General features: G+C 70.0%; 14 protein-coding genes and 4 pseudogenes. 12 read left to right on the top strand and 6 right to left on the bottom strand.

Going from position 1 to position 20389, the window contains the following annotated elements:
* Positions 1-40: 40 nt before the first annotated feature.
* Positions 41-954 (bottom strand): annotated as a pseudogene (locus HK415_RS01040) (LysR family transcriptional regulator).
* 148 nt (positions 955-1102) lie between these two features.
* On the opposite strand from HK415_RS01040, the gene HK415_RS01035 reads away from it, so the two are divergent.
* The 4 genes and pseudogenes from HK415_RS01035 (at position 1103) to HK415_RS01020 (ending at position 8016) form a co-directional block, all read left to right on the top strand.
* Positions 1103-1921 carry an alpha/beta hydrolase gene (locus tag HK415_RS01035; RefSeq protein WP_171556448.1) on the top strand — a complete coding sequence of 273 codons (819 nt, stop codon included), beginning with the start codon at positions 1103-1105 and terminating at the stop codon, positions 1919-1921.
* Positions 1922-2025: 104 nt separating this feature from the next.
* Positions 2026-3239, top strand: a pseudogene (locus HK415_RS01030) (efflux RND transporter periplasmic adaptor subunit).
* Between the two features lie 19 nt (positions 3240-3258).
* Positions 3259-6489: an efflux RND transporter permease subunit gene (locus HK415_RS01025; protein ID WP_171556447.1), complete on the top strand. Its 3231-nt coding sequence runs from the start codon at positions 3259-3261 to the stop codon at positions 6487-6489.
* Between the two features lie 16 nt (positions 6490-6505).
* Positions 6506-8016: pseudogene (locus HK415_RS01020) on the top strand (efflux transporter outer membrane subunit).
* Here HK415_RS01020 and HK415_RS01015 read toward each other — a convergent pair.
* The gene (locus HK415_RS01015) at positions 7965-8681 is read right to left on the bottom strand and encodes a GntR family transcriptional regulator (protein WP_171556446.1); all 717 of its coding nucleotides are present in this window, start codon (positions 8679-8681) and stop codon (positions 7965-7967) included. The pseudogene HK415_RS01020 and the gene HK415_RS01015 overlap by 52 nt on opposite strands.
* Positions 8682-8730: 49 nt before the next feature.
* Between HK415_RS01015 and HK415_RS01010 the strand changes: the two genes are divergently transcribed.
* From HK415_RS01010 to HK415_RS00995, 4 genes and pseudogenes are all read left to right on the top strand, one after another.
* Complete coding sequence (locus HK415_RS01010) at positions 8731-9738, top strand: Bug family tripartite tricarboxylate transporter substrate binding protein (protein WP_171556445.1); 1008 nt, start codon at positions 8731-8733, stop codon at positions 9736-9738.
* 7 nt (positions 9739-9745) lie between these two features.
* Positions 9746-11272 (top strand): annotated as a pseudogene (gene araD / locus HK415_RS01005) (L-arabinonate dehydratase); the annotation flags it as partial.
* Positions 11273-11504: 232 nt separating this feature from the next.
* Positions 11505-12215 carry a ribonuclease activity regulator RraA gene (locus tag HK415_RS01000; RefSeq protein WP_171563041.1) on the top strand — a complete coding sequence of 237 codons (711 nt, stop codon included), beginning with the start codon at positions 11505-11507 and terminating at the stop codon, positions 12213-12215.
* Between the two features lie 136 nt (positions 12216-12351).
* A complete protein-coding gene (locus HK415_RS00995) occupies positions 12352-12567 on the top strand; it encodes a CsbD family protein (protein WP_171556444.1) in 216 nt (71 codons plus the stop codon).
* Here HK415_RS00995 and HK415_RS00990 read toward each other — a convergent pair.
* Both HK415_RS00990 and HK415_RS00985 read right to left on the bottom strand, forming a co-directional pair.
* Positions 12564-13295: a GntR family transcriptional regulator gene (locus tag HK415_RS00990; RefSeq protein ID WP_216369703.1), complete on the bottom strand. Its 732-nt coding sequence runs from the start codon at positions 13293-13295 to the stop codon at positions 12564-12566. The genes HK415_RS00995 and HK415_RS00990 overlap by 4 nt on opposite strands.
* A 10-nt stretch (positions 13296-13305) precedes the next feature.
* A complete protein-coding gene (locus HK415_RS00985) occupies positions 13306-15027 on the bottom strand; it encodes a 2-hydroxyacyl-CoA lyase (RefSeq protein WP_216369702.1) in 1722 nt (573 codons plus the stop codon).
* Between the two features lie 121 nt (positions 15028-15148).
* Here HK415_RS00985 and HK415_RS00980 point away from each other — a divergent pair, with 121 nt between their 5' ends.
* Positions 15149-16699 (top strand): class I adenylate-forming enzyme family protein, encoded by a 1551-nt coding sequence (locus HK415_RS00980; protein WP_171556443.1) that lies wholly within the window; start codon positions 15149-15151, stop codon positions 16697-16699.
* A 31-nt stretch (positions 16700-16730) separates the two neighbouring features.
* Here the strand turns inward: HK415_RS00980 and HK415_RS00975 are convergent, their stop codons facing one another.
* Positions 16731-17624, bottom strand: a complete 894-nt coding sequence (locus HK415_RS00975) for a LysR family transcriptional regulator (RefSeq protein WP_171556442.1) — start codon at positions 17622-17624, stop codon at positions 16731-16733.
* On the opposite strand from HK415_RS00975, the gene HK415_RS00970 reads away from it, so the two are divergent.
* From HK415_RS00970 to HK415_RS00965, 3 genes are all read left to right on the top strand, one after another.
* Positions 17560-18771 carry an alpha/beta hydrolase gene (locus HK415_RS00970; RefSeq protein ID WP_309246533.1) on the top strand — a complete coding sequence of 404 codons (1212 nt, stop codon included), beginning with the start codon at positions 17560-17562 and terminating at the stop codon, positions 18769-18771. The two genes, HK415_RS00975 and HK415_RS00970, sit on opposite strands and share 65 nt — an antisense overlap.
* A complete protein-coding gene (locus HK415_RS25825) occupies positions 18735-18866 on the top strand; it encodes a hypothetical protein (protein ID WP_256373034.1) in 132 nt (43 codons plus the stop codon). The genes HK415_RS00970 and HK415_RS25825 overlap by 37 nt, the downstream gene beginning before the upstream one ends.
* Positions 18867-18995: 129 nt before the next feature.
* Positions 18996-19337, top strand: coding sequence for a cyclophilin-like fold protein (locus HK415_RS00965; RefSeq protein ID WP_171556441.1), 342 nt, complete (start codon positions 18996-18998; stop codon positions 19335-19337).
* A gap of 50 nt (positions 19338-19387) precedes the next feature.
* Here the strand turns inward: HK415_RS00965 and HK415_RS00960 are convergent, their stop codons facing one another.
* Positions 19388-20365: a tripartite tricarboxylate transporter substrate binding protein gene (locus tag HK415_RS00960; RefSeq protein ID WP_171556440.1), complete on the bottom strand. Its 978-nt coding sequence runs from the start codon at positions 20363-20365 to the stop codon at positions 19388-19390.
* Positions 20366-20389: the final 24 nt, after the last annotated feature.

Here is a 20389-nt window from a genome sequence, read left to right as displayed (position 1 = left end):
GGTCCCGGTTCGGTCCGGGTTGGGTCCGCGTGGCGCCCGCTCAGGCGCGCACGTGGTCCTGCGCCTCGAACAGGTCCACCACCCATTCCACGAAGGCACGCACCTTGGCGCTGACGTGGCGGTTGGGCGGGTAGACGATGTGCAGCGGGATGGCGGGCCGCGTCCAGTCGGCCAGCACCTGCACCAGTTCGCCGCTGCGCAGGTGCGGCGCGGCACCGAACAGCGCCACCTGGGACACGCCCAGGCCGGCCAGCACGGCGGCCGTGTGCGCGTTCGCCTCGTTGACCGCCAGCCGGTAGCGCCCCGACAACTCCAGCTTTTCCCCGTCGCGTTCGAACACGTGCGGATACGGCCGGCCGGTGCGGGTGGAGAAGTAGTTCACCGTGCGGTGGCCGTCGAACTCCAGCTCCGAGGGGTGCTGCGGCGTGCCGTGCTCGCGCAGGTACGAGGGCGCCGCCACCGTCACCAGCCGCATGTTGCCCACGCGGCGCGCCACCAGCGACTGCTCCACCAGCTCGCCGCCGCGAATGACGCAGTCCACGTTGTCGCTGATCAGGTCCACCGGCCGGTCGGTGACGCCCAGGTCAACCTGGATGTCGGGATAGCGGCGATAGAACTCCGGCAGGGCCGGGATCACGATCAGCCGCGCCACCGAGGTGCCCACGTCCACGCGCAGGCGCCCGCTGGGGTTCGCCTGCGCATTGCCCATGCTCGCCTCGATGTCCTCCAGGTCGTTCAGCACGCGGGACGTGCGCTCGTAATAGGCGGCGCCGTCGGCGGTCACGGTGACCTGCCGCGTCGTGCGGTTCAGCAGCCGCACCTTCAGCCGCGCCTCGAGCTGCTGCACCAGCTTGTGACCGAGCCCTTCGGCAGGTTCAGCGATTCGGCCGCGCGCGTGAAGCTGCCGGTTTCCACCACGCGCGCGAACACCTGCATGGCCTGGATCCTGTCCATTCCCTCTCTCCTGTGCGCCTGGTGGGCGCTGGTATGTTGGCCTGGTGGGCCGGTTCTTCTCCAGGCCGCCATTGTTCACCGGCCGGAAACAGACAACTGGTGGCCGGCCCCTTTATCCGCAGAGCCTGCATGCCTATCCTTCATGCCCATGGCTGCTCCTGCGTCCTCCACCGCGTTCCGCACGCTCCCCGTGCCCGGGCTGGGCCGGGACGTGCGCGTCTGGGGCACCAAGGTGCGCGGCAAGACCCTGCCCCTGGTGCTGCACCTGCATGGCGGCAGCTTCACCACGGGTGACCTGGACAGCGGCGAGCAGCTCGCCACCCTCATCGCTGCGGCCGGCGCAGTGGTCGCTTCCTTCGACTACCCGCTGGCCCCGCAGCACCGCTTCCCGGATGCGGCGGAGGCGGCTTACGCGACGCTCGAATGGCTGTACCGCCAGCGCACCGCCCTGGCCGGCCGCGATGCGCCGCTGTACGTGGCGGGCGAGGAGGCGGGCGGCAACCTGGCCGCGGCCGTGGCGATGATGGCGCGCGACCGCCGGCATCCTCCGCTCGCCGGCCAGGTGCTGGTCGCGCCCATGCTGGATCCGTGCACGGCCACGCCCTCGCTGCGCGACAAGCTGGGCGAACAGCTCGAATGCCGCTGGGCGCAGGGCTGGGAGAACTACCTGCGCGGCCCCATGGACGCGGAACATCCTTATGCGGTGCCCGGCCGCGCGCAGCGCCTGGTGGACCTGCCGCGCACGCTGGTGCTGACCGGCGCGGACGATCCCATGCGCGACGAGGCCGGAACCTACGCGCGCCGCCTGCGCGCCGCCGGCGTCGACGTCACCTGCGCGATGCTGCAGGTGCCCACCGGCTGGCCCGAATCCCTGGAGCAGGCAGCGACCGACGACTGTCCTTGCGCCGGCCAGGCGAAAGGCTGGCTGACCGAGTTCTTCCAGCCGCCGATGCCCCCGCCCGGCTAGCGCCCCGGCCACCCCCTTGACCTTCCCATCGTGGCAAGCCTGACATTGGCACGGCCGGGATGCACTCGTCCCCTGATTCCAGAAAGCTCCGCGAGGAAACCGAAATGAAGAAACTGATCCAACGCCTGTCCTACCCCTGGTGGATTGCCGCCAGCGTGACCGCCATCGCCGCCGCCAGCGCCATCGTGCTCACGCCGCAAGGCGGCGCCCGCGCCGGTGCGCCCGCCAGCGCGCCGCCCGCCGTCCCCGTGTCGGTGGCCACCGTCGCCGAGCGCGACGTGACCACCTGGGACGAGTTCTCCGGCCGGCTCGAAGCCGTCGAACGCGTCGACGTGCGTTCGCGCGTCGCCGGTGCCGTGCAGGCCGTGCACTTCCGCGAAGGCGCCATCGTGCAGCGCGGCGACCTGCTGGTCAGCATCGACCCCGCCCCTATGCGGCGGAAGCCGAACGCGCGGAAGCGCAGGTCGCCGCGGCGCAGGCCCGCCTGACGAACGCGAGCAGCGAGCACGCCCGCGCGCGCCGCCTGTGGGAGGAAAGCGCGATCGCCCAGCGCGAGGTGGACGAGCGCGTCAACGCGCTGCGCGAAGCCGAGGCGAACCTGCGCGCGGCGCAGGCGCAGCTGCAGGCCGCGCGCCTGAGCCTGTCGTACACGCAGGTGCGCGCGCCGGTGGCCGGCCGCATCGGCCGGCTGGAAGTGACCGTCGGCAACCTGGTCGCGGCCGGCCCGGGCGCGCCGGTGCTCACCACGCTGGTTTCGGTCAGCCCCATCTACGCGAGCTTCGAGGCCGACGAGCAGACCATCGTGCGCGCGCTGCGCGAGCTGCCCAGCGGCGCCAGCGCGCGCCAGCTGATCGAGCGCATCCCGGTGCGCATGGAAACGGGCGCCGCCGGCGACCAGGCCCACGAGGGCCGGCTGCAGCTGATCGACAACCAGGTCGACGCACGCAGCGGGACGATCCGCGTGCGCGCCGCCTTCGACAACCGGGACGGCAGCCTCATCCCCGGCCAGTTCGCGCGCATCCGCATGGGGCAGCCCAAGCCGGCGCGCGTGCTGCTGGTGAGCGAGCGCGCCGTCGGCACCGACCAGGACAAGAAGTTCGTGCTGGTGGTGGGCGCGGGCGACAAGGCGGAATACCGCGAAATCGCGCTCGGCGCGCCGGTGGACGGCCTGCGCGTGGTGCGCAGCGGCCTGCAGCCCGGCGAGCGCATCGTCGTCAACGGCCTGCAGCGCGTGCGCCCCGGCGCCGTGGTGCAGCCGCAGATGGTGGAGATGGCGGCGCGCCCCGAAGCGGCGGCGCAGGCCGTCGCCGCCAAGTGAGCCTCAGGGAGCGGATGCCATGAACTTCTCTCGCTTCTTCATCGACCGCCCCATCTTCGCGGGCGTGCTGTCGGTGCTGATCTTCCTTGCGGGCCTGATCGCCCTGCGCGGCCTGCCGATCTCCGAATACCCGGAGGTGGTGCCGCCCACGGTGGTGGTGCGCGCCAACTACCCCGGCGCCAACCCGAAGGTGATCGCCGAGACGGTGGCCACCCCGCTGGAGGAGGCCATCAACGGCGTGGAAGGCATGCTCTACATGAGCAGCCAGGCCACCACCGACGGCCTGCTCACGCTCAACGTCACCTTCCGCCTGGGCACCGACCCGGACAAGGCGCAGCAGCTGGTGCAGAACCGCGTGTCCCAGGCCGAGCCCCGTCTGCCGGAAGAAGTGCGGCGACTCGGCCTGTCGACGGTCAAGAGCTCGCCGGACATCACGATGGTCGTGCACCTGGTGTCGCCCAACGGCCGCTACGGCATGGACTACCTGCGCAACTACGCGGTGCTCAATGTCAAGGACCGCCTCGAGCGCATCCAGGGCGTGGGGCAGGTGGGCATCTGGGGCGGCGGCGAGTACGCCATGCGCATCTGGCTCGATCCGCAGAAGGTCGCGCAGCGCAGCCTGTCCGCGGGCGACGTGGTGGCCGCCGTGCGCGGCCAGAACGTGCAGGCCGCGGCCGGCGTGGTGGGTGCATCGCCCGGGCTGCCCGGCATCGACCGCCAGCTGTCGATCAACGCGCAAGGGCGCCTGACCACCGAAGACCAGTTCGCCGACATCATCGTCAAGACCGATGCCGGCGGCGCCGTGACGCGGCTGCGCGACGTGTCGCGGCTGGAGCTGGGTGCGGCCGACTACTCGCTGCGTTCGCTGCTGGACAACCAGCCGGCCGTGGGCATCGGCGTGTTCCAGGCCCCCGGCTCGAACGCGCTGGAGATCTCGGCGCAGGTGCGCGCCACCATGCAGGAGATCGCCCGCACCATGCCCGAAGGCGTGGAGTACCGCATCGCCTACGACCCCACGCAGTTCGTGCGCGCTTCCATCAAGTCGGTGGTGCAGACGCTGCTGGAGGCGATCGCGCTGGTGGTGCTGGTGGTGATCCTGTTCCTGCAGACCTGGCGCGCGTCCATCATCCCGCTGCTGGCGGTGCCGGTGTCGGTGGTGGGCACCTTCGCCGTGCTGCACCTGCTCGGGTTCTCGATCAACGCATTGAGCCTGTTCGGGCTGGTGCTGGCCATCGGCATCGTGGTGGACGACGCCATCGTGGTGGTGGAGAACGTGGAGCGCAACATCGAGGCGGGGCTGACGCCGCTGGAAGCGTCCTACCAGGCCATGCGGGAAGTGTCCGGCCCCATCATCGCCATCGCACTGGTGCTGGCGGCGGTGTTCATTCCGCTGGCCTTCATCAGCGGCCTGACGGGCCAGTTCTACCGGCAGTTCGCCGTGACGATCGCGATCTCCACGGTGATCTCGGCGATCAACTCGCTCACGCTCTCGCCGGCGCTGGCGGCACTGCTGCTGCGCGGCCACGACCAGCCGCGCGACGCGCTCACCCGCTTCATGGACCGCTGGCTCGGCTGGCTGTTCCGCGGCTTCAACCGCGCCTTCGGCCGCGGCGCCCAGGCCTACGGCCAGGGGCTGCGCGGCGTGATCGGCCGCAAGGCGCTGATGCTGGGCCTCTACGCGGTGCTGGCGGTCGCCACCTTCGGCGTGTTCAAGGCGGTGCCGGGCGGCTTCGTGCCGGCGCAGGACAAGCAGTACCTGATCGGCTTCGCGCAGCTGCCGGACGGCGCCACGCTGGACCGCACCGAGGCGGTGATCCGCCGCATGGGCGAGATCGCGCAGCAGAACCCCAACGTGGAGAACACGCTGGCCTTCCCCGGCCTGTCCATCAACGGCTTCACCAACAGCTCCAACTCGGGGATCGTGTTCGCGATGCTCAAGCCCTTCGAGCAGCGCCGGCGCGACGACCAGAGCGGTGCCGCGGTGGCCATGCAGCTGAACCAGGCTTTCGGCGGCATCCAGGACGCCTTCATCGTGATGTTCCCGCCGCCGCCCGTCCAGGGCATAGGCACCACCGGCGGCTTCAAGCTGCAGCTGGAGGACCGCGCCTCGCTCGGCTACGACGCGATGGATGCGGCGGTGAAGGCCTTCATGGGCAAGGCGTCGCAGGCGCCGGAGCTGGCCGGGCTGTTCACCAGCTGGCAGGTGAACGTGCCGCAGCTGTGGGCCGACATCGACCGCACCAAGGCGCGCCAGCTCGGCGTGCCGGTGCAGGACATCTTCGACACCATGCAGATCTACCTGGGCAGCCTGTACGTGAACGACTTCAACAAGTTCGGCCGCACGTACTCGGTGCGCGTGCAGGCGGACGCCGCCTACCGCGCCCGGCCGGAGGACGTGGGCGCGCTCAAGGTGCGCTCGTCCACCGGCGAGATGGTGCCGCTGGCGGCGCTGATGAAGGTGAGCGAAAGCTACGGGCCCGAGCGCGCCATGCGCTACAACGGCTACCTCACCGCCGACATCAACGGCGGCCCCGCGCCCGGCTTCTCCTCGCACCAGGCGCAGGCCGCCATCGAGCGCATCGCCGCCGAGACGCTGCCGCCCGGCATGGCATTCGAGTGGACCGACCTGACCTACCAGGAGATCCTGGCCGGCAACTCCGCGGTGTGGGTGTTCCCGCTGGCCATCCTGCTGGTGTTCCTGGTGCTCGCGGCGCAGTACGAAAGCCTGACGCTGCCGCTGTCCATCATCCTGATCGTGCCCATGGGCCTGCTGGCGGCGATGACCGGCGTGTGGATCTCCGGCGGCGACAACAACATGTTCACCCAGATCGGCCTGATGGTGCTGGTGGGGCTGTCGGCGAAGAACGCGATCCTGATCGTGGAATTCGCGCGCGAGCTGGAGTTCGCGGGACGCACGCCCGTGCAGGCGGCGCTGGAGGCCGCGAAGCTGCGGCTGCGCCCGATCCTCATGACCTCGCTGGCCTTCGTGATGGGCGTGCTGCCGCTGGTGCTGTCCACCGGCGCGGGCTCCGAGATGCGGCAGGCCATGGGCGTGGCGGTGTTCGCGGGAATGATCGGCGTGACGGCCTTCGGGCTGTTCCTCACGCCGGTGTTCTACGTGGCGCTGCGCCGGCTGGCGGGCAACCGGCCCTTGCGCCAGCACCAGCCTTCCACCCACATCGACCTGCCGGTGCCGGCGGGCGGCGGCGCCGACGCGCGCCCCCTGCCCGCGGCCCCGCACCAGCACTGAACCCGGAGAGATTCCCATGAAGAACCGTTTCGCACTCGCCCCGCTGTTCGCCGTGCTCCTGCTGGCGGGTTGCGCCACCGCGCTGCCGCCGCTGCCCGACCCCCGCCCGCCCCCGCGCAGTTCCGGGAAGGCGCGAAATGGACCGTGGCGGCGCCGACCGAATCGCAGGACCGCGGCAGCTGGTGGAAAGCGTTCAGCGATCCGCAACTGGACCGGCTGGTCGAACAGGCCGCCGAGCGCAACACCTCGCTGCAGGAAGCGGCCGCGCGCGTGGCGCAGGCCCGCGCGCTCGTGCGCAGCGCGCAGGCGGACCGCCTGCCGCAGCTGGGGGTGGGCGCCGCTGCCGTGCGCCAGGCCGGCGCGAACACCGCGCAGGGCGCGACGCCGGGCACGCTGCTGCAGGCGGGTGCGAGCCTGTCGTACGAACTCGACCTGTTCGGCCGCCTGTCGCAGGCGCAGCGGGCGGCGGCGCTCGATGCGCAGGCGAGCGAGGCGCTCTGGCAAAGCACGCGCCTGCTGGTGCAGGCCGAGACCGCTCAGCTCTACCTGTCCTTGCGCGCCCTCGACGCGGAGCGCGCCCTCATGCGCGAAACGGTGGCGGCCTACGAGGCCACGCTGCACCTGACGCAGCGCCGGCAGCAGGCGGGCGACGTGGCGGAGTTCGACGTGATGCGGGTGCAGGCGGAGCTGGCCAGCACCGAAGCCGACGCCGTGGGCCTCGACCGGCAACGCGCGCAGATGGAGCACGCGCTGGCCGTGCTGGTCGGCCAGAACGCGTCGGCGTTCCTGCTGGCACCTGGCACGTGGGAGGCCCGGCTGCCTGTCATCCCGGCAGGCGTGCCGGCCACCGTGCTCACGCGGCGGCCCGACGTGGCCGCGGCGCAATCCGCGCTGCTGGCGGCCCAGGCGCGCGTGGGCGTGGCGAAGGCGGCGTGGTTCCCGAACATCGCGCTCACCGCCGACGGCGGCTTCGCCTCGGCCGACCTGGCCGACCTGTTCAAGTGGTCCGCGCGCGCCTGGGGCGTGGGCGCCCTGCTCTCGCTGCCGATCTTCGACGGCGGAAAGCGCGAAGCCGGCGTGCAGCAGGCGCAGGCCCAGCTGGACGCGCAGCTGGCCCGGCATCGCGGGCAGGTGCTCGATGCCTTCCGCGAAGTGGAGGACCAGCTCGCGTCGCTGCGGCTGCTGAACGACCAGGCGCAGGCCCAGGGCCGCGCCGTCGATGCCGCGCGCCGCGCCAGCGCGATCTCGGAAACGCGCTATCGCAACGGCATGGTCAGCCAGCTGGAATTGCTCGATGCGCGGCGCAGCGAATTGCGCAACCGGCGGCTGGCGTTGCAGGTGCGCTCGGCGCAGTACCAGGCGACGGTGGCGCTGATCCGCGCCATCGGCGGGGGTGGGATGGCGAGGCGCCCGCGAAGGGCGGCGCCGAGCACCGGCTCGCCGCCGCGCGCTAGGCGGCAAGTCCCGGCGACCCCTCAGCCGTCCTCGAAGTATTCCGGATGCTCGCGCCGGATCGCCTCCAGGTAGTCCAGCGGCGAGTGGATGTGCAGCCGCATCAGGCGGCTGGCCGAACGGGCGTCGCCCTCCACGATCGCCCGCACGATCGCGCGGTGGTGGTCGACGGCGAGCCGGGGTGAGCCCACCACCGGAATGGCGAGGTGCCGGATGCGGTTCATGCCCAGCCGCGCCAGCCGCAGCGCAGGCCAGGCATGGGGATGCCCGGCGAGCTCCAGGATGCGGTGGTGGAACTCCTCGTCGGCGGCAAGGTGCTCGCCGTAGTCGCGGCGCGCCTGCGCCCGCGCCTGGCGCTGCACGATGGCCTCCAGGCCGCGCCGCTGCGCAACCGGCGCCTTCGCCGCCAGTTCGGCCGCGCGGCATTCGATGGCCTCGCGCACGAAGATCGCGTCGGCGATGCGGCCGCGGTGCAGGCGGGCCACGTAGGTGCCGCGTTGCGGCGCCGACTCCAGCAGCCCTTCCATCACCAGCCGGCGAAAGGCCTCGCGCACCGGGGCACGGCTGATCTGCAGCTGTTCGGAGACCGATTGTTCCGACAGGGCCATGCCGGGAGCGAAGGTGCAGTCGAGGATCGCGCCGCGCAAGGTCTGGTAGGCGCTGCGGCCGATGGCGCCGCGCTGCTCATCGGGGGCGGCAGCCGGCGCGAGTAAGGGAATCTGCGGACGTGGGCGGGCCATGTGCCAAGTAGGATACTAGTATTCCCCAACGGCGTGAATGGAAGAAACCATGAGCAGACGATCCATCCTCCAGCTGGCCCTCGCGGCCGCGTGCGCGCTGCCCGTGACGGCATTCGCGCAGGCCGACTACCCGAGCAAGCCGATCAAGCTGATCTCCCCCTTCCCCGCCGGCGGCACCAGCGACGTGATGGCGCGCATGCTGTCCGAGGAGCTGGGCAGGCAGCTGAAGCAGCCGGTGCTGGTGGAAAACGTCGGCGGCGCCGGCGGCGTGATCGGCACGGACCGCGCGCTCAAGATGCCGGCCGACGGCTACACGCTGATCCAGACGGGCGTGGGCCAGAACGCGGTGGCGCACGGCATCAACTCCAAGGTGCCCTACCACTCCAACAACGACTTCATCCACCTCACGCAGGTCCACTCCGGGCCCAACGTGCTGGTGGCGCACCCCACCGCGCCCTTCAACACCTTCCAGGAATTCCTGGCCTATGGCCGCGCCAATCCCGGCAAGCTGAACTACGGCTACACGCCGGCGGCATCGGGCCACATGGCGATGGAGCTGCTCAAGCAGACGGCCAGCACCTGCACCGGCCCGAGGAAGGAGAACTGCAAGCCGCTGTTCATGGTCGGCATCCCCTACCGCGGCGGCGGCCCGATGATGACCGACCTGCTGGGCGGCCAGATCCCCGTGATGTTCATCAACCAGGACGTCGCGCTGCAGCACGTGAAGGCCGGCAAGCTCAAGGCGCTGGCGGTGAGCAGCCTGCAACGCAACCCGCTGTACCCCGACGTGCCCACCATCCACGAGGCGGGCTTCCCCGGCTTCAGCGCGCTCTCGTGGTCCGGCATCTCGGTGGCCAAGGGCACGCCCAAGCCCATCGTCGACAAGCTCGAAGCCGCGCTGGTCGCGGCCATGAACTCGCCGGCGATTCGCCAGCGCATGGAGTCGCAGGGCTTCGTGGTGCCGCAGCAGGGTTCCGCCGCGTACTCGAAATTCGTGGCCGACGAACTCGATCGCTGGGTGCGCGTCATCAAGGTCGCGGGCATCAAGGAGGAATAATCGCCCGATGACCCGCAAGACCTACGACCAACTCCGTTCCGCGCGCTGGTTCGCGCCCGACGACCTGCGCTCCTTCGGCCATCGCTCGCGGGCGATGCAGATCGGCTACGACCACGCCGACTGGCAGGGCAAGCCGGTGATCGCCATCCTCAACACCTGGAGCGACATCAGCACCTGCCACTCGCACTTCAAGCAGCGGGTGGAGGAGGTCAAGCGCGGCGTGCTGCAGGCCGGCGGCTTCCCGCTGGAACTGCCGGCCATCTCGCTGTCGGAGAGCTTCGTCAAGCCGACGACCATGCTGTACCGCAACCTGCTGGCCATCGAGGCGGAGGAAGCTGCTGCGCAGCCACCCGATCGATGGCGCCGTGCTCATGGGCGGCTGCGACAAGACCACCCCGGCCTGCTGATGGGCGCGTTGAGCATGGGCATCCCGAGCATCTACCTGCCGGCCGGCCCGATGTTGCGCGGCAACTGGAAGGGCCACACGCTCGGCTCCGGCTCGGACAGCTGGAAGTACTGGGACGAGCGCCGCGCCGGCAAGATCACCGAGACCCAGTGGATGGAGATCGAAGGCAGCATCGCGCGCAGCGCCGGCACCTGCATGACCATGGGCACGGCCGCCACGATGATGGGCATCACCGAGGCGCTGGGGCTCACGCTGTCCGGCGCATCGAGCATCCCCGCGGTGGACGCCAACCACCAGCGCATGGCCACCAACTGCGGCCGCCGCATCGTCGACATGGTGTGGGAGGACCTCACGCCCGCGAAGATCCTCACGCGCAAGAGCTTCGAGAACGCGATCACCGTGGCGATGGCCGAGGGCTGCTCGACCAACGCCATCATCCACCTGGTCGCCATGTCGCGGCGCGCGGGCGGCGAATGCACGGTGACGCTGGAGGACTTCGACGCGTACTCGCGCAAGGTGCCGGTGATCGCCAACATCCGCCCGAGCGGCGACAAGTACCTGATGGAGGACTTCTATTACGCCGGCGGCATGCGCGGGCTGATGAAGACCCTGGCGGACGGCGGCCTGCTCCACCTCGATGCGATGACCGCCAGCGGCCAGACCCTGGGCGAAACCCTGGAAGGCGCCGAGGTCTACAACGACGACGTGATCCGGCCGCTGTCGAACGCGATCTACGACGAAGGCGCGCTGGCCGTGCTGCGCGGCAACCTCGCGCCGGACGGCTGCGTCATCAAGCCGAGCGCCGTGGCGCCGCACCTGCTGAAGCACACGGGCCCGGCGCTGGTCTTCGACGACTATCCGTCCATGAAGAAGGCGGTCGACGATCCGGACCTGGACGTCACGGCGAACCACGTCATGGTCCTGCGCAACGCCGGCCCGCAAGGTGGCCCCGGCATGCCGGAGTGGGGCATGCTGCCGATCCCGACCAAGCTGGTGAAGCAGGGGGTACGCGACATGCTGCGCATCAGCGATGCGCGCATGAGCGGCACCAGCTACGGCGCCTGCGTGCTGCACGTGGCGCCGGAGTCGTACATCGGCGGCAACCTGGCGCTGGTGCACACCGGCGACCTGATCACGGTGGACGTGGCCAGGCGCAGCATCCACATGGAAGTGAGCGACGAGGAGCGGCGCGGCGCCGCGCCGCCTGGAAGCCGCCCGCACGCCGCTACCAGCGCGGCTACGGCTACATGTTCAGCCAGCACATCCTGCAGGCCAATGACGGCTGCGACTTCGACTACCTGGAAACGGAGTTCGGCGCGCCGGTCGACGAGCCGTCGATCTACTGAACATACACATGCCGCTGAACCCCGAAACGAAAGCCCTCCTGATGGGCGTGAGCACGGCGACGCTGTGCACCGCCCTGTTCAAGCGCGGCCTGCGCAACCAGTTCATCCAGGACGTGCGGCCGCTGAACGACACGCTGCCCAACATGGTGGGCGAGGCCTACACGCTGCGCTACATCCCGGCGCGCGAGGACCTGAACCCGATCGGCGTCTTCCTCGACCGCAACCATCCGCAGCGGGTCGCCGTGGAACAGTGCCCGCCCGGTGCGGTGCTGGTGTTCGACAGCCGCAGGAACGCGCGCGCTGCGTCCGCCGGTGCCATCCTGGTGTCGCGCCTGATGGTGCGCGGCTGCGCCGGCGTGGTGACCGATGGCGGCTTCCGCGATTCGCCCGAGATCGCGGCGCTGTCCTTCCCGGCCTACCACCAGCGGCCCAGCGCGCCCACCAACCTCACGCAGCACCAGGCGCTGGACATCAACGTGCCGATCGGCTGCGGCGATGCGCCGGTGTTCCCGGGCGACGTGATGGTGGGCGACCGCGAAGGGGTGGTCGTCATCCCGGCGGGCATCGCCGACGAGGTGGCGAAGGAGGCCACGGAGATGACGGTGTTCGAGGATTTCGTGGGCGAGCAGGTGCTGGCGGGGCGCAGCATCCTGGGGCTCTATCCCCCGACCGATCCGCAGGCGAAGGAGGATTTCGAGGCTTGGCGGAAGGCAAAGAGCCGCTGACTGCCGGGCTGGCCGTGCGGCCCGCCCTGTGCGAACCCTCTGACGCGGCGCGCGGAAGAACCCTGATGGGAAGGCAGCCTCCCCGCACCCATCTTCTCAGGGAAGCCGCATCCGCGGCCCACAAGGAGCCATAGAGATGAATGACGACCGCATGGAAGGCAACTGGAAGCAATTCAAGGGCAAGGTGAAGGAGCAGTGGGGCCGCCTCACCGACGACGACCTCGACGTGATCGCCGGCCAGCGCGACCAGCTGGCGGGCAAGATCCAGGAACGGCACGGCGTCGCGCGCGACGAGGCCGAGCGCCAGATCAAGGATTTCGAGACCCGCAATCCGGACACCCGCTGGCGCTAGCCGCCAGGCACCCCCGCGGGAGGCGGCAGGCGGGACGCGTGCAGCGGCACGCCCGCCGTGTCACGACGGCGCCGTCTCCCGTTCGATCCGCTGCAACATGAAGTCGGCCGCCTGCTGGATGTGCTCGCGCGCGAGAGCTCCGCCTTGCGGCCATCCTTCGCGATGATCGCGGCCAGCAGCACCTCGTGCTGGTCCCAGATGTCGCGCGGGCGCTCGTCGCGCATCAGCACCTCGCCCATCACGCGCTGCGTGTTGGTCCAGTGCGTTTCCATCGCGGGGCCGATCAGGGGATTGGCCGCGAGCTCGTAGATGAAGGCATGGAAGGCCATGTCGGCCTCGATCATGCGCGCCACGTCGCCCTGTGCCACGGCTTCGCGCCCGCGCTCGATGTAGCCGCGGCCCTCGCGGGCGGCGCGCTCCGCGTTGCGTTCGGCGGCCTTGCGGAAGGCCAGGCCCTCGATCACGGCGCGCATGTCGTACATGTTGCGCACGTGGTCCGGATCCAGCGGCGCGACCTGCAGGCCGCGGCCCGGCGCTTCGCGCAGGACGCCCAGGTTGCGCAGCACCAGCAAGGCCTGCTGCACGGGCTGGCGCGAGACGCCCAGCTCGTGGGCCAGTTGCTCCTGGATGATGCGGCTGCCCGGCGGCAGCCGACCCGAGGCGATCTCGGTCAGGATGGCGTCCTGGACCAGCTCGACCAGCTTGGGTTGCGCCGCGAGGATCTTCATGACCCCGATGCTAACCGTTGCGCCACTTGCGCTCGGCCTCGTCCCAGGCCTGCAGCGGCTGCAGGTCCGGCACCCAGGCCAGGCCTGACTTCGCATCCGACGATGCGGCGTCCGGCGTCACCACCACGTCGAGCAGCGCCGGCCGGTTCGCCAGCGCACGCCCGATCGCGGCGGGCAGGTCCTCGGCCCTCTCCACGCGCTCGGCATGCATGCCGAAGGCGCGCGCCATGGCCGCGTGGTCCGCGTACTGCAACTGCGTGCCCACCACCTTGCCGTGGGTCTCGCGCTGGTCGCGCACCTCGATCGCCCAGGAGCCGTTGTTGGCGACCATCACCAGCAACGGCGCCTTGTGCCGCACGGCGGTGTCGACCTCCATCGCGTTGAAGCCGAAGGCGCCGTCGCCGGTCGCCACCACCACGGTGCGGTCCGGACACGCCAGGCTGGCCGCGATGCCGAAGGGCGTGCCCACGCCGATGCAGCCGAGCGGGCCGGGATCCAGGTAGGTCGAGGCGGGCAGGCCCACCCGCGCGAAGCTCAGGAAGTCGCCGCCGTCGGCGACCACGATCGCGTCCTTCGGCAGCGCATCGCGCAGCGCGGCCAGCGCGCGGTTCGGGTGCATGCGACCGTCGGCCCCCGCGGGGGCCGTGCGCATGGTGCTCACCAGTTTGTCCGAGCGCTCGGCATGCTGCCGGCGCAGCTGCGCGGCCCATTCGGTGTCCGTCGCGGGCACCCGGTCTCCCGCCATGCGCAGCATGGCTTCGAGCGCCAGCGCCGGCGTGGCGAGCAGCTCCACCGCGCCGCGGCGGTTGTCGCGCAGCTCGGAAGCGGCGTCCGAGATGCGCAGGAACTTCGCGGCGCCGAAGACCGCGGGCGAGCCGTAGGCGAGCTGGAAGTCCAGCCGGCGGCCGACCGTCACGACGACGTCGGCCTGCCCCATGACCGAGCCGCGCATGGCCGCCACCACCGAGGGATGCTCGTCGGGCACCAGCCCGCGGCTTTCGCCCGTGTCCAGGTAGGGAGCCTTCAGGGCCGTGAGCAGCCGCGCCAGCGCGTCGCCCGCGCCCTGGGCGCCGCGGCCGGAGATCACCAGCGGGCGCTTCGCCGTCCAGAGCAGTTCCACCGCCGCCCGCACCGCCTCCTCGTCGGGCGCGATCCGCGGCGGCTTCCTGGGCGCGAAGTGTTCGGGCAGTTGCACGGCCGCCGGCACTTCGGCCCGCAAGGTGTCGACCGGAAAGTCCAGGTAGGCCGGCCCGGGGTCGCCACCGCTGCCCATTGCGCGCGACACCGCCTCGTCCAGTTCCTGCAGCACCAGCGTGGGCTCGCGCACCGTGCGCGCATAGCGCGTGACCGAGCGGACCAGGTCGGTGTGCACCATGTCCTGCAGCGCGCCGCGGTTCTCCTGCGGCCGCGGCGGCGTGCCCGATAGCACCAGCACCGGCACGCGCGCGACGTGCGCGTTCGCGATGCCGGTCATGGCGTTCGTCACGCCGGGTCCGGCGGTGACCAGGGCCACCCCGAAGCCGCCGGTGAGCTGGGCATCGGCGTGCGCCATGTAGACGGCCGCCCGTTCGTCGCGCACGTCGACGATCCGGATGCCCTCGGCGTCCAGCCGCATCCAGATCGGCATCACGTGCCCGCCGCACAGGGCATAGACGCGCTTCACCCCGCGCTGCTTGAGGAAGCGCGCGATCACGGCCGCGGCGGACTGTTCGTGGACGGGCATCAGGGGCATGGGGGTCTCCTTGGGGTGGTCGATGTCCCGGCCCTTGCCAAGGCCCGGCGCTGGCCCGTATCATACATGAATTCTGGATTCTGAATTCAGAGTTCATTAACCGATCAACCCGGACCCGCCCATGACCCGACTGCTCACCATCGCCGACGCCATCTCGACCCACGCGCGCCTGACGCCCGGCAAGCTGGGGGCACGGGACTCGCACCGCAGCCTGACCTTCGCGGACTGGGACGCACGGGCCGGGCGGCTGGCTTCCGGCCTGCAGGGCCTGGGCCTCGCCAAGGGCGACCGCGTCGGCATCGTGGCGGCCAACTGCATCGAATGGCTGGAGCTGTACGTGGCACTGGCGCGCGCCGGCCTGGTGGCCGTGCCGGTGAACTTCCGGCTGTCCGCTCCGGAGGTGGCCTACATCCTCCATGACGCCGAAGCCGGCGCCGTGATCGCGGGGCCGGAGTTCTGCGCCACGGTCGACGCGATCCGCTCCGAGGTGCCGCTGGCCAAGGCCCGTTTCATCGTGCTGGGCGATGCGCCGCACGACGGCTGGCGCAGCTACGAATCGGTGATCGCGCAGGGCCGGGCCGATGCCGTCTTCCCCGCCGTCACCCAGGAGGACGTCTGTGCCCTGATGTACACCTCCGGCACCACGGGCCGGCCCAAGGGCGCGATCCGCAAGCATGGCGGCAGCAGCCTGATCGCCCTGGCCACCGCGCTCGAGATGGGCTTCACGCGCGAGGACGTGGGGCTGCTGGTGATGCCGCTATGCCATGCCAACTCGCTGTATTTCGGCACGACCTTCATGCACGTGGGCGCCACCATCGTCGTCGACGACCGCCGCAGCTTCGACCCCGAGGCGCTGGTGCGCACGCTGGCCGAGGAAAAGGTGACCTTCACCTCGCTGGTGCCGACCCACTACATCATGGTGCTGGCGCTGCCCGAGGCGGTGAAGCGCAAGTACGACGTCTCCGCGGTCGGCAAGCTGATGATCTCCTCGGCGCCGGCGCGCCGCGACACCAAGCTGGGCATCCTCGAGTTCTTCCGCAACGGCAGGCTCTACGAGCTGTACGGCTCCACCGAGCACGGCTGGGTGACGCTGCTGCGCCCCCACGAACAGCTGGACAAGCTGGGCTCGGTCGGCCGCGAGTGGGCGGGCAGCGGCGCGATCCGCCTGCTCGACCCGGAAGGCAAGGAAGTGCCCGACGGCGAGGTCGGCGAGCTGTATTCGCGCACCTCCTACGTGTTCGACGGCTACTGGAAGCTGCCCGGGAAGACCGCCGAGGCCTTCCGCGGCGACTGGTGCACGGTGGGGGACATGGCGCGGCGCGATGCCGACGGCTACATCTGGCTGGTGGACCGCAAGAGCAACATGATCATCAGCGGCGGCGAGAACGTCTACCCGTCGGAAGTGGAAGGCGTGCTCGGGGCGCATCCCGCGGTGAAGGACGTCGCCGTCATCGGCGTGCCGCACGAGAAGTGGGGCGAGGCGGTGCAGGCCGTGGTGGTGCTGCACGAGGGCCAGCCGGCCACCGCGGAGGAACTGCGCGCCTGGTGCAAGCAGCGCCTGGCGGGCTTCAAGTGCCCCGCGGTGGTGAGCTTCGTGGCCGACGGCGACATGCCGCGTACCGCGACGGGCAAGATCCTGCACCGGGTGCTGCGCCAGCGCGTGGTGGGCTGACGCGGGACCAGGATCGCGTGCAGCGCGTGCGTCACGCGCGAAAGCGCAAGGCTTCCACGACGAGGGAAAACGCGGGCGAAGGCTGCCGCCTGCTCGGGTAGTACAGGTGGTAACCCGAGAACTTCGGGCACCAGTCGTCCAGCACGCGCACCAGCCTTCCCGCGACGATGTCGGGCATCAGTTCGTCCTCCGGCAGCAAGGTGATGCCGAGGCCGGCCAGCGCCGCGTCCACCTGCGGCGGCGACGTGTTGAAAATCAGTTGCCCCTCGACGCGAACGTTCACCTTGCGGCCGCGCCGCTCAAAGTCCCACACGTAGAGCCCGCCGGAGGTCGGCATGCGCTGGTTGATGCAACGATGCGTCGTGAGGTCCTGCGGCACTTTCGGGGGCGGGTTCGCGGCGAAATAGGCGGGTGATGCGACCACCGCCATGCGCAGCGGCGGGCCGATGGGGACGGCGATCATGTCCTTGTCGATGGTGTTTCCCATGCGAACCCCGGCATCGAACCGGTCCGCCACGATGTCGCGGAAGCCGTAGTTCATGTCGAACTCCACCGCGATGTCCGGGTAGTCCCGCAACAACGGCGTGAGCTTGGGCAGCAGCACGCGATGCAGCACATGGTCGCCGGAGGTGATGCGGACAGTGCCCGCAGGCTTGTCCCTCAGTGCGGTCAGTGCTTCCAGTTCGGACTCGATCTCGTCGAAGCGATGCCCGATCGCGCGCATCAGCCGATCACCGGCCTCGGTTGGGGACACGCTGCGCGTCGTGCGTGTCAACAGGCGGATCTGGAGGCGTTCCTCCAGGCCGCGGATGGACTGGCTCAGGGCGGACTGCGTGACGCCCAGGGTTGCCGCCGCCCGCGTGAAACTTCCTTCCCGCGCAACGGTCACGAAGCCCAGCAGTTCGTTCAGGTTCCTCCTGGCCATACCGGCTTCCTCCTATTCATCAGCCTGGCTACTGGATCCTTTCAGGATTCATTATCTAGTCGCCCGCGGGCGCCGGCGGCAAACTTGCCGCCAGGAACGAAGGAGAAAGCACATGACGACCTCGAATCTCTCGCGACGCAGGACGCTGCAAGCCGGCCTGGCGCTAGGCACCGCTCCCCTGGTGACCGCGGCCGCTGCCGCGACAAGCCCGCAGAACCCCTCGAACAGGAAGATCACTTTGGCCGCGCGTTGGGACAAGACCTTTCCGCAAGGCAAGCAGGTGGATCACCGCAAGGTGACCTTCAGGAACCGGTTCGGGATCACCCTTGCTGCCGACCTGTACCGCCCGAAGAACCGCGGCGGCGACAAGCTGCCGGCGCTGGTCCTCAGCGGCCCCTTCGGCGCGGTGAAGGAGCAGGTGGCCGGCCTCTATGCCCAGACGCTCGCGGAGCGCGGCTTCGTCACGCTGGCGTTCGACCCGTCGTTCACCGGCGAAAGCGGCGGCGAGGTGCGCAACGTGGCGTCGCCCGAGTTCTTCACGGAGGACTTCAGCGCCGCCGTCGACTACGTGGGCCTGCTTGCCGACGTCGACCGGAACAGCATCGGGGCCATGGGGATCTGCGGCCTGAGCGGCATGGCGCTGACGGCGGCGACCGGCGATTCCCGCATCAAGGCAGTGGCGACGTCTTCGATGTACGACATGTCGCGCAGCATCAGCCGCAGCTACAAGGACGGCTATACGAAAGAGCAACGCCAGAAGGTGATCGACTACCTGGGCCAGCAGCGCTGGGCGGACGCCGCGAAGGGGACGCATGCCGTGGGCTATCACGAAGTCCCCTTCGACAGGAACGGACAGATCGTCAAGGGCACCCGCGTGCTTCCGGAGAAGCTTCCGGCGGATGCCGATCCGGTCCTGGCCGCGTTCTTCGATTACTACCGCACGCCGCGCGGCTTCCACGCCAGGTCGATCAACTCCGCGGCGGCGTGGACGGCCACCACGCCCATGTCCTTCTTCGAGTTTCCGATGGCGGCGAACATCGACATGATCGCCCCCGACCGATCATGCTGGTGCATGGCGCGAACGCGCATTCGCGCTACTACTCGGAGGACGTGTACAAGGCGGCGAGCGGCCCGAAGGAGCTGGTGATCGTTCCGGATGCCGACCACGTCGACCTGTATGACGACGTGAAGAAGATTCCGTTCGACCGGCTGGCAGCCTTCTTCCAGCAAAGTCTTCGGTAGCAGACGGCCGCCTGAGCCATGAAGTCCCGACCCTTCGCCGCAGCGGCACTTTGCCTGGCCTTGCTGCACGCATTCGTCCTTCCGGCGGCGGCTGCCGCCGGGGACGCTAACACACCGGAGGAACGACGCATGTGGATGACCATCGGCGAACGCAGGTTCTCCGTCACGCTCGCCGACAGCGAAGCCGCGCGTGCGTTCGCTGCACTGTTGCCGCTCACGCTCGACATGCCCGACCTGAACGGCAACGAGAAGCACGTGAAACTGCCGAAGCCGCTTCCGGCCAAGGCGAGCAGGCCGGGAACGATCCGCAATGGCGACCTCATGCTGTGGGGAGCGGACACCCTGGTCGTCTTCTATGTCACGTTCGACTCGCCCTATTCGTACACGCGCCTGGGCCGCATCGACGATCCGGCCTCGCTCTCCCGGGTGCTGGGCCCGGGGCAGGTTCGCGCCGTGTTCACGAAGAAGTAGGCCAGGCAGCTGTCACGGAGCGATCTTCTCGTGCGCTCGCAGACCCAGCTTCACTTGTCCGTCCAGGGCATGGCCTGCCACAGCTGCTTGAAGCCCGCCTCGTCCTCCTTCAGCTCCGCCGCGTAGGCGGCAGGAGCCAGGTAGCGCAGGGGCGCGAAGTAGCCGGCCGCCTTGGCCTGGAACTCCGGATCCGCAACCGCCTTCTGGACGGCGTTCACCAATTGCTCGCGCACCGCGGGCGGCAGGTTCTTCGGCGCGGCCACGCCGCGCAGCGACGCCATGATGACGTCGTAGCCCTGCTCCTTGAAGGTCGGCACGTTCGGCGCGAGGTTCGAGCGCTTCTCGCTCATCGTTCCCAGGTGGCGCAAGGGCGTGCCGCCCTTCTGGTACTGGAGCGCCTCGCCGATGTTCATGGCGGCCAGCATGATCTGCTTGCTGGCGATGGCGTTGTGCACTTCGGCGGCGCCCTTGAACGGCACGTGCGTCATCTTGACGCCCGCGGTGCGCTCGAACATGAGGGCGGCGAGGTGGTCGTCAGAGCCGATGCCGGTGGTGCCGTAGGTCACCTTGCCGGGATTCGCCTTGGCATACGTGACGAGCTCGGCCAGGGACTTGATCGGCGTGTCCGCGTGCACCGAGAAGTTGCCCGGATCGTCGACGATGTTGCCCAGCAGGTCGAAGTTCTGCCAATGGAAGTTCGACTTGCGCTCGATCGGGATGGTGAGCACGTTCGGCGTGTTGATGAAGCCGATGGTGTAGCCGTCGGGCTGGGCGCTGGTCAGCTCGGTGAAGCCGATTCCGCCGCCCGCGCCCGGACGGTTGATCACCACCACCGAGGCGTTGCCGCCCAGGTGCTTCTGCATGTACTGCGCCATCAGGCGGGCGATGATGTCGGTGCCGCCGCCGGCCGCATAGGCCACGACCATCTTGATCGGGGCCTCGGGATAGGCGGCATGCGCGGGCGCGATCGCCGCGGCGCACAGGGCGAGCGCGGGCGCGAACCGGCGCAGGAAGGAAAGGGCTTGCATGGGAATGTCTCCGGAGTTGGTGTG

Origin of the sequence: Ramlibacter montanisoli (assembly GCF_013087525.1) — a bacterium.
Taxonomy (GTDB): Bacteria; Pseudomonadota; Gammaproteobacteria; order Burkholderiales; family Burkholderiaceae_C; genus Ramlibacter; species Ramlibacter montanisoli.
This window is presented reverse-complemented; position numbering and strand designations above follow the sequence as displayed.

Excerpts from the sequence above, each read along its gene's own strand:
- HK415_RS00980 (WP_171556443.1), top strand. The coding sequence starts at position 15,149 with ATGACCCGACTGCTCACCATCGCCGACGCCATCTCGACCCACGCGCGC.
- HK415_RS01015 (WP_171556446.1), bottom strand. The coding sequence starts at position 8,681 with ATGGCCCGCCCACGTCCGCAGATTCCCTTACTCGCGCCGGCTGCCGCC.
- HK415_RS00995 (WP_171556444.1), top strand. The coding sequence starts at position 12,352 with ATGAATGACGACCGCATGGAAGGCAACTGGAAGCAATTCAAGGGCAAG.
- HK415_RS00975 (WP_171556442.1), bottom strand. The coding sequence starts at position 17,624 with ATGGCCAGGAGGAACCTGAACGAACTGCTGGGCTTCGTGACCGTTGCG.
- HK415_RS00990 (WP_216369703.1), bottom strand. The coding sequence starts at position 13,295 with ATGAAGATCCTCGCGGCGCAACCCAAGCTGGTCGAGCTGGTCCAGGAC.
- HK415_RS01010 (WP_171556445.1), top strand. The coding sequence starts at position 8,731 with ATGAGCAGACGATCCATCCTCCAGCTGGCCCTCGCGGCCGCGTGCGCG.
- HK415_RS00965 (WP_171556441.1), top strand. The coding sequence starts at position 18,996 with ATGTGGATGACCATCGGCGAACGCAGGTTCTCCGTCACGCTCGCCGAC.
- HK415_RS01025 (WP_171556447.1), top strand. The coding sequence starts at position 3,259 with ATGAACTTCTCTCGCTTCTTCATCGACCGCCCCATCTTCGCGGGCGTG.
- HK415_RS00960 (WP_171556440.1), bottom strand. The coding sequence starts at position 20,365 with ATGCAAGCCCTTTCCTTCCTGCGCCGGTTCGCGCCCGCGCTCGCCCTG.
- HK415_RS01035 (WP_171556448.1), top strand. The coding sequence starts at position 1,103 with ATGGCTGCTCCTGCGTCCTCCACCGCGTTCCGCACGCTCCCCGTGCCC.
- HK415_RS00985 (WP_216369702.1), bottom strand. The coding sequence starts at position 15,027 with ATGCCCCTGATGCCCGTCCACGAACAGTCCGCCGCGGCCGTGATCGCG.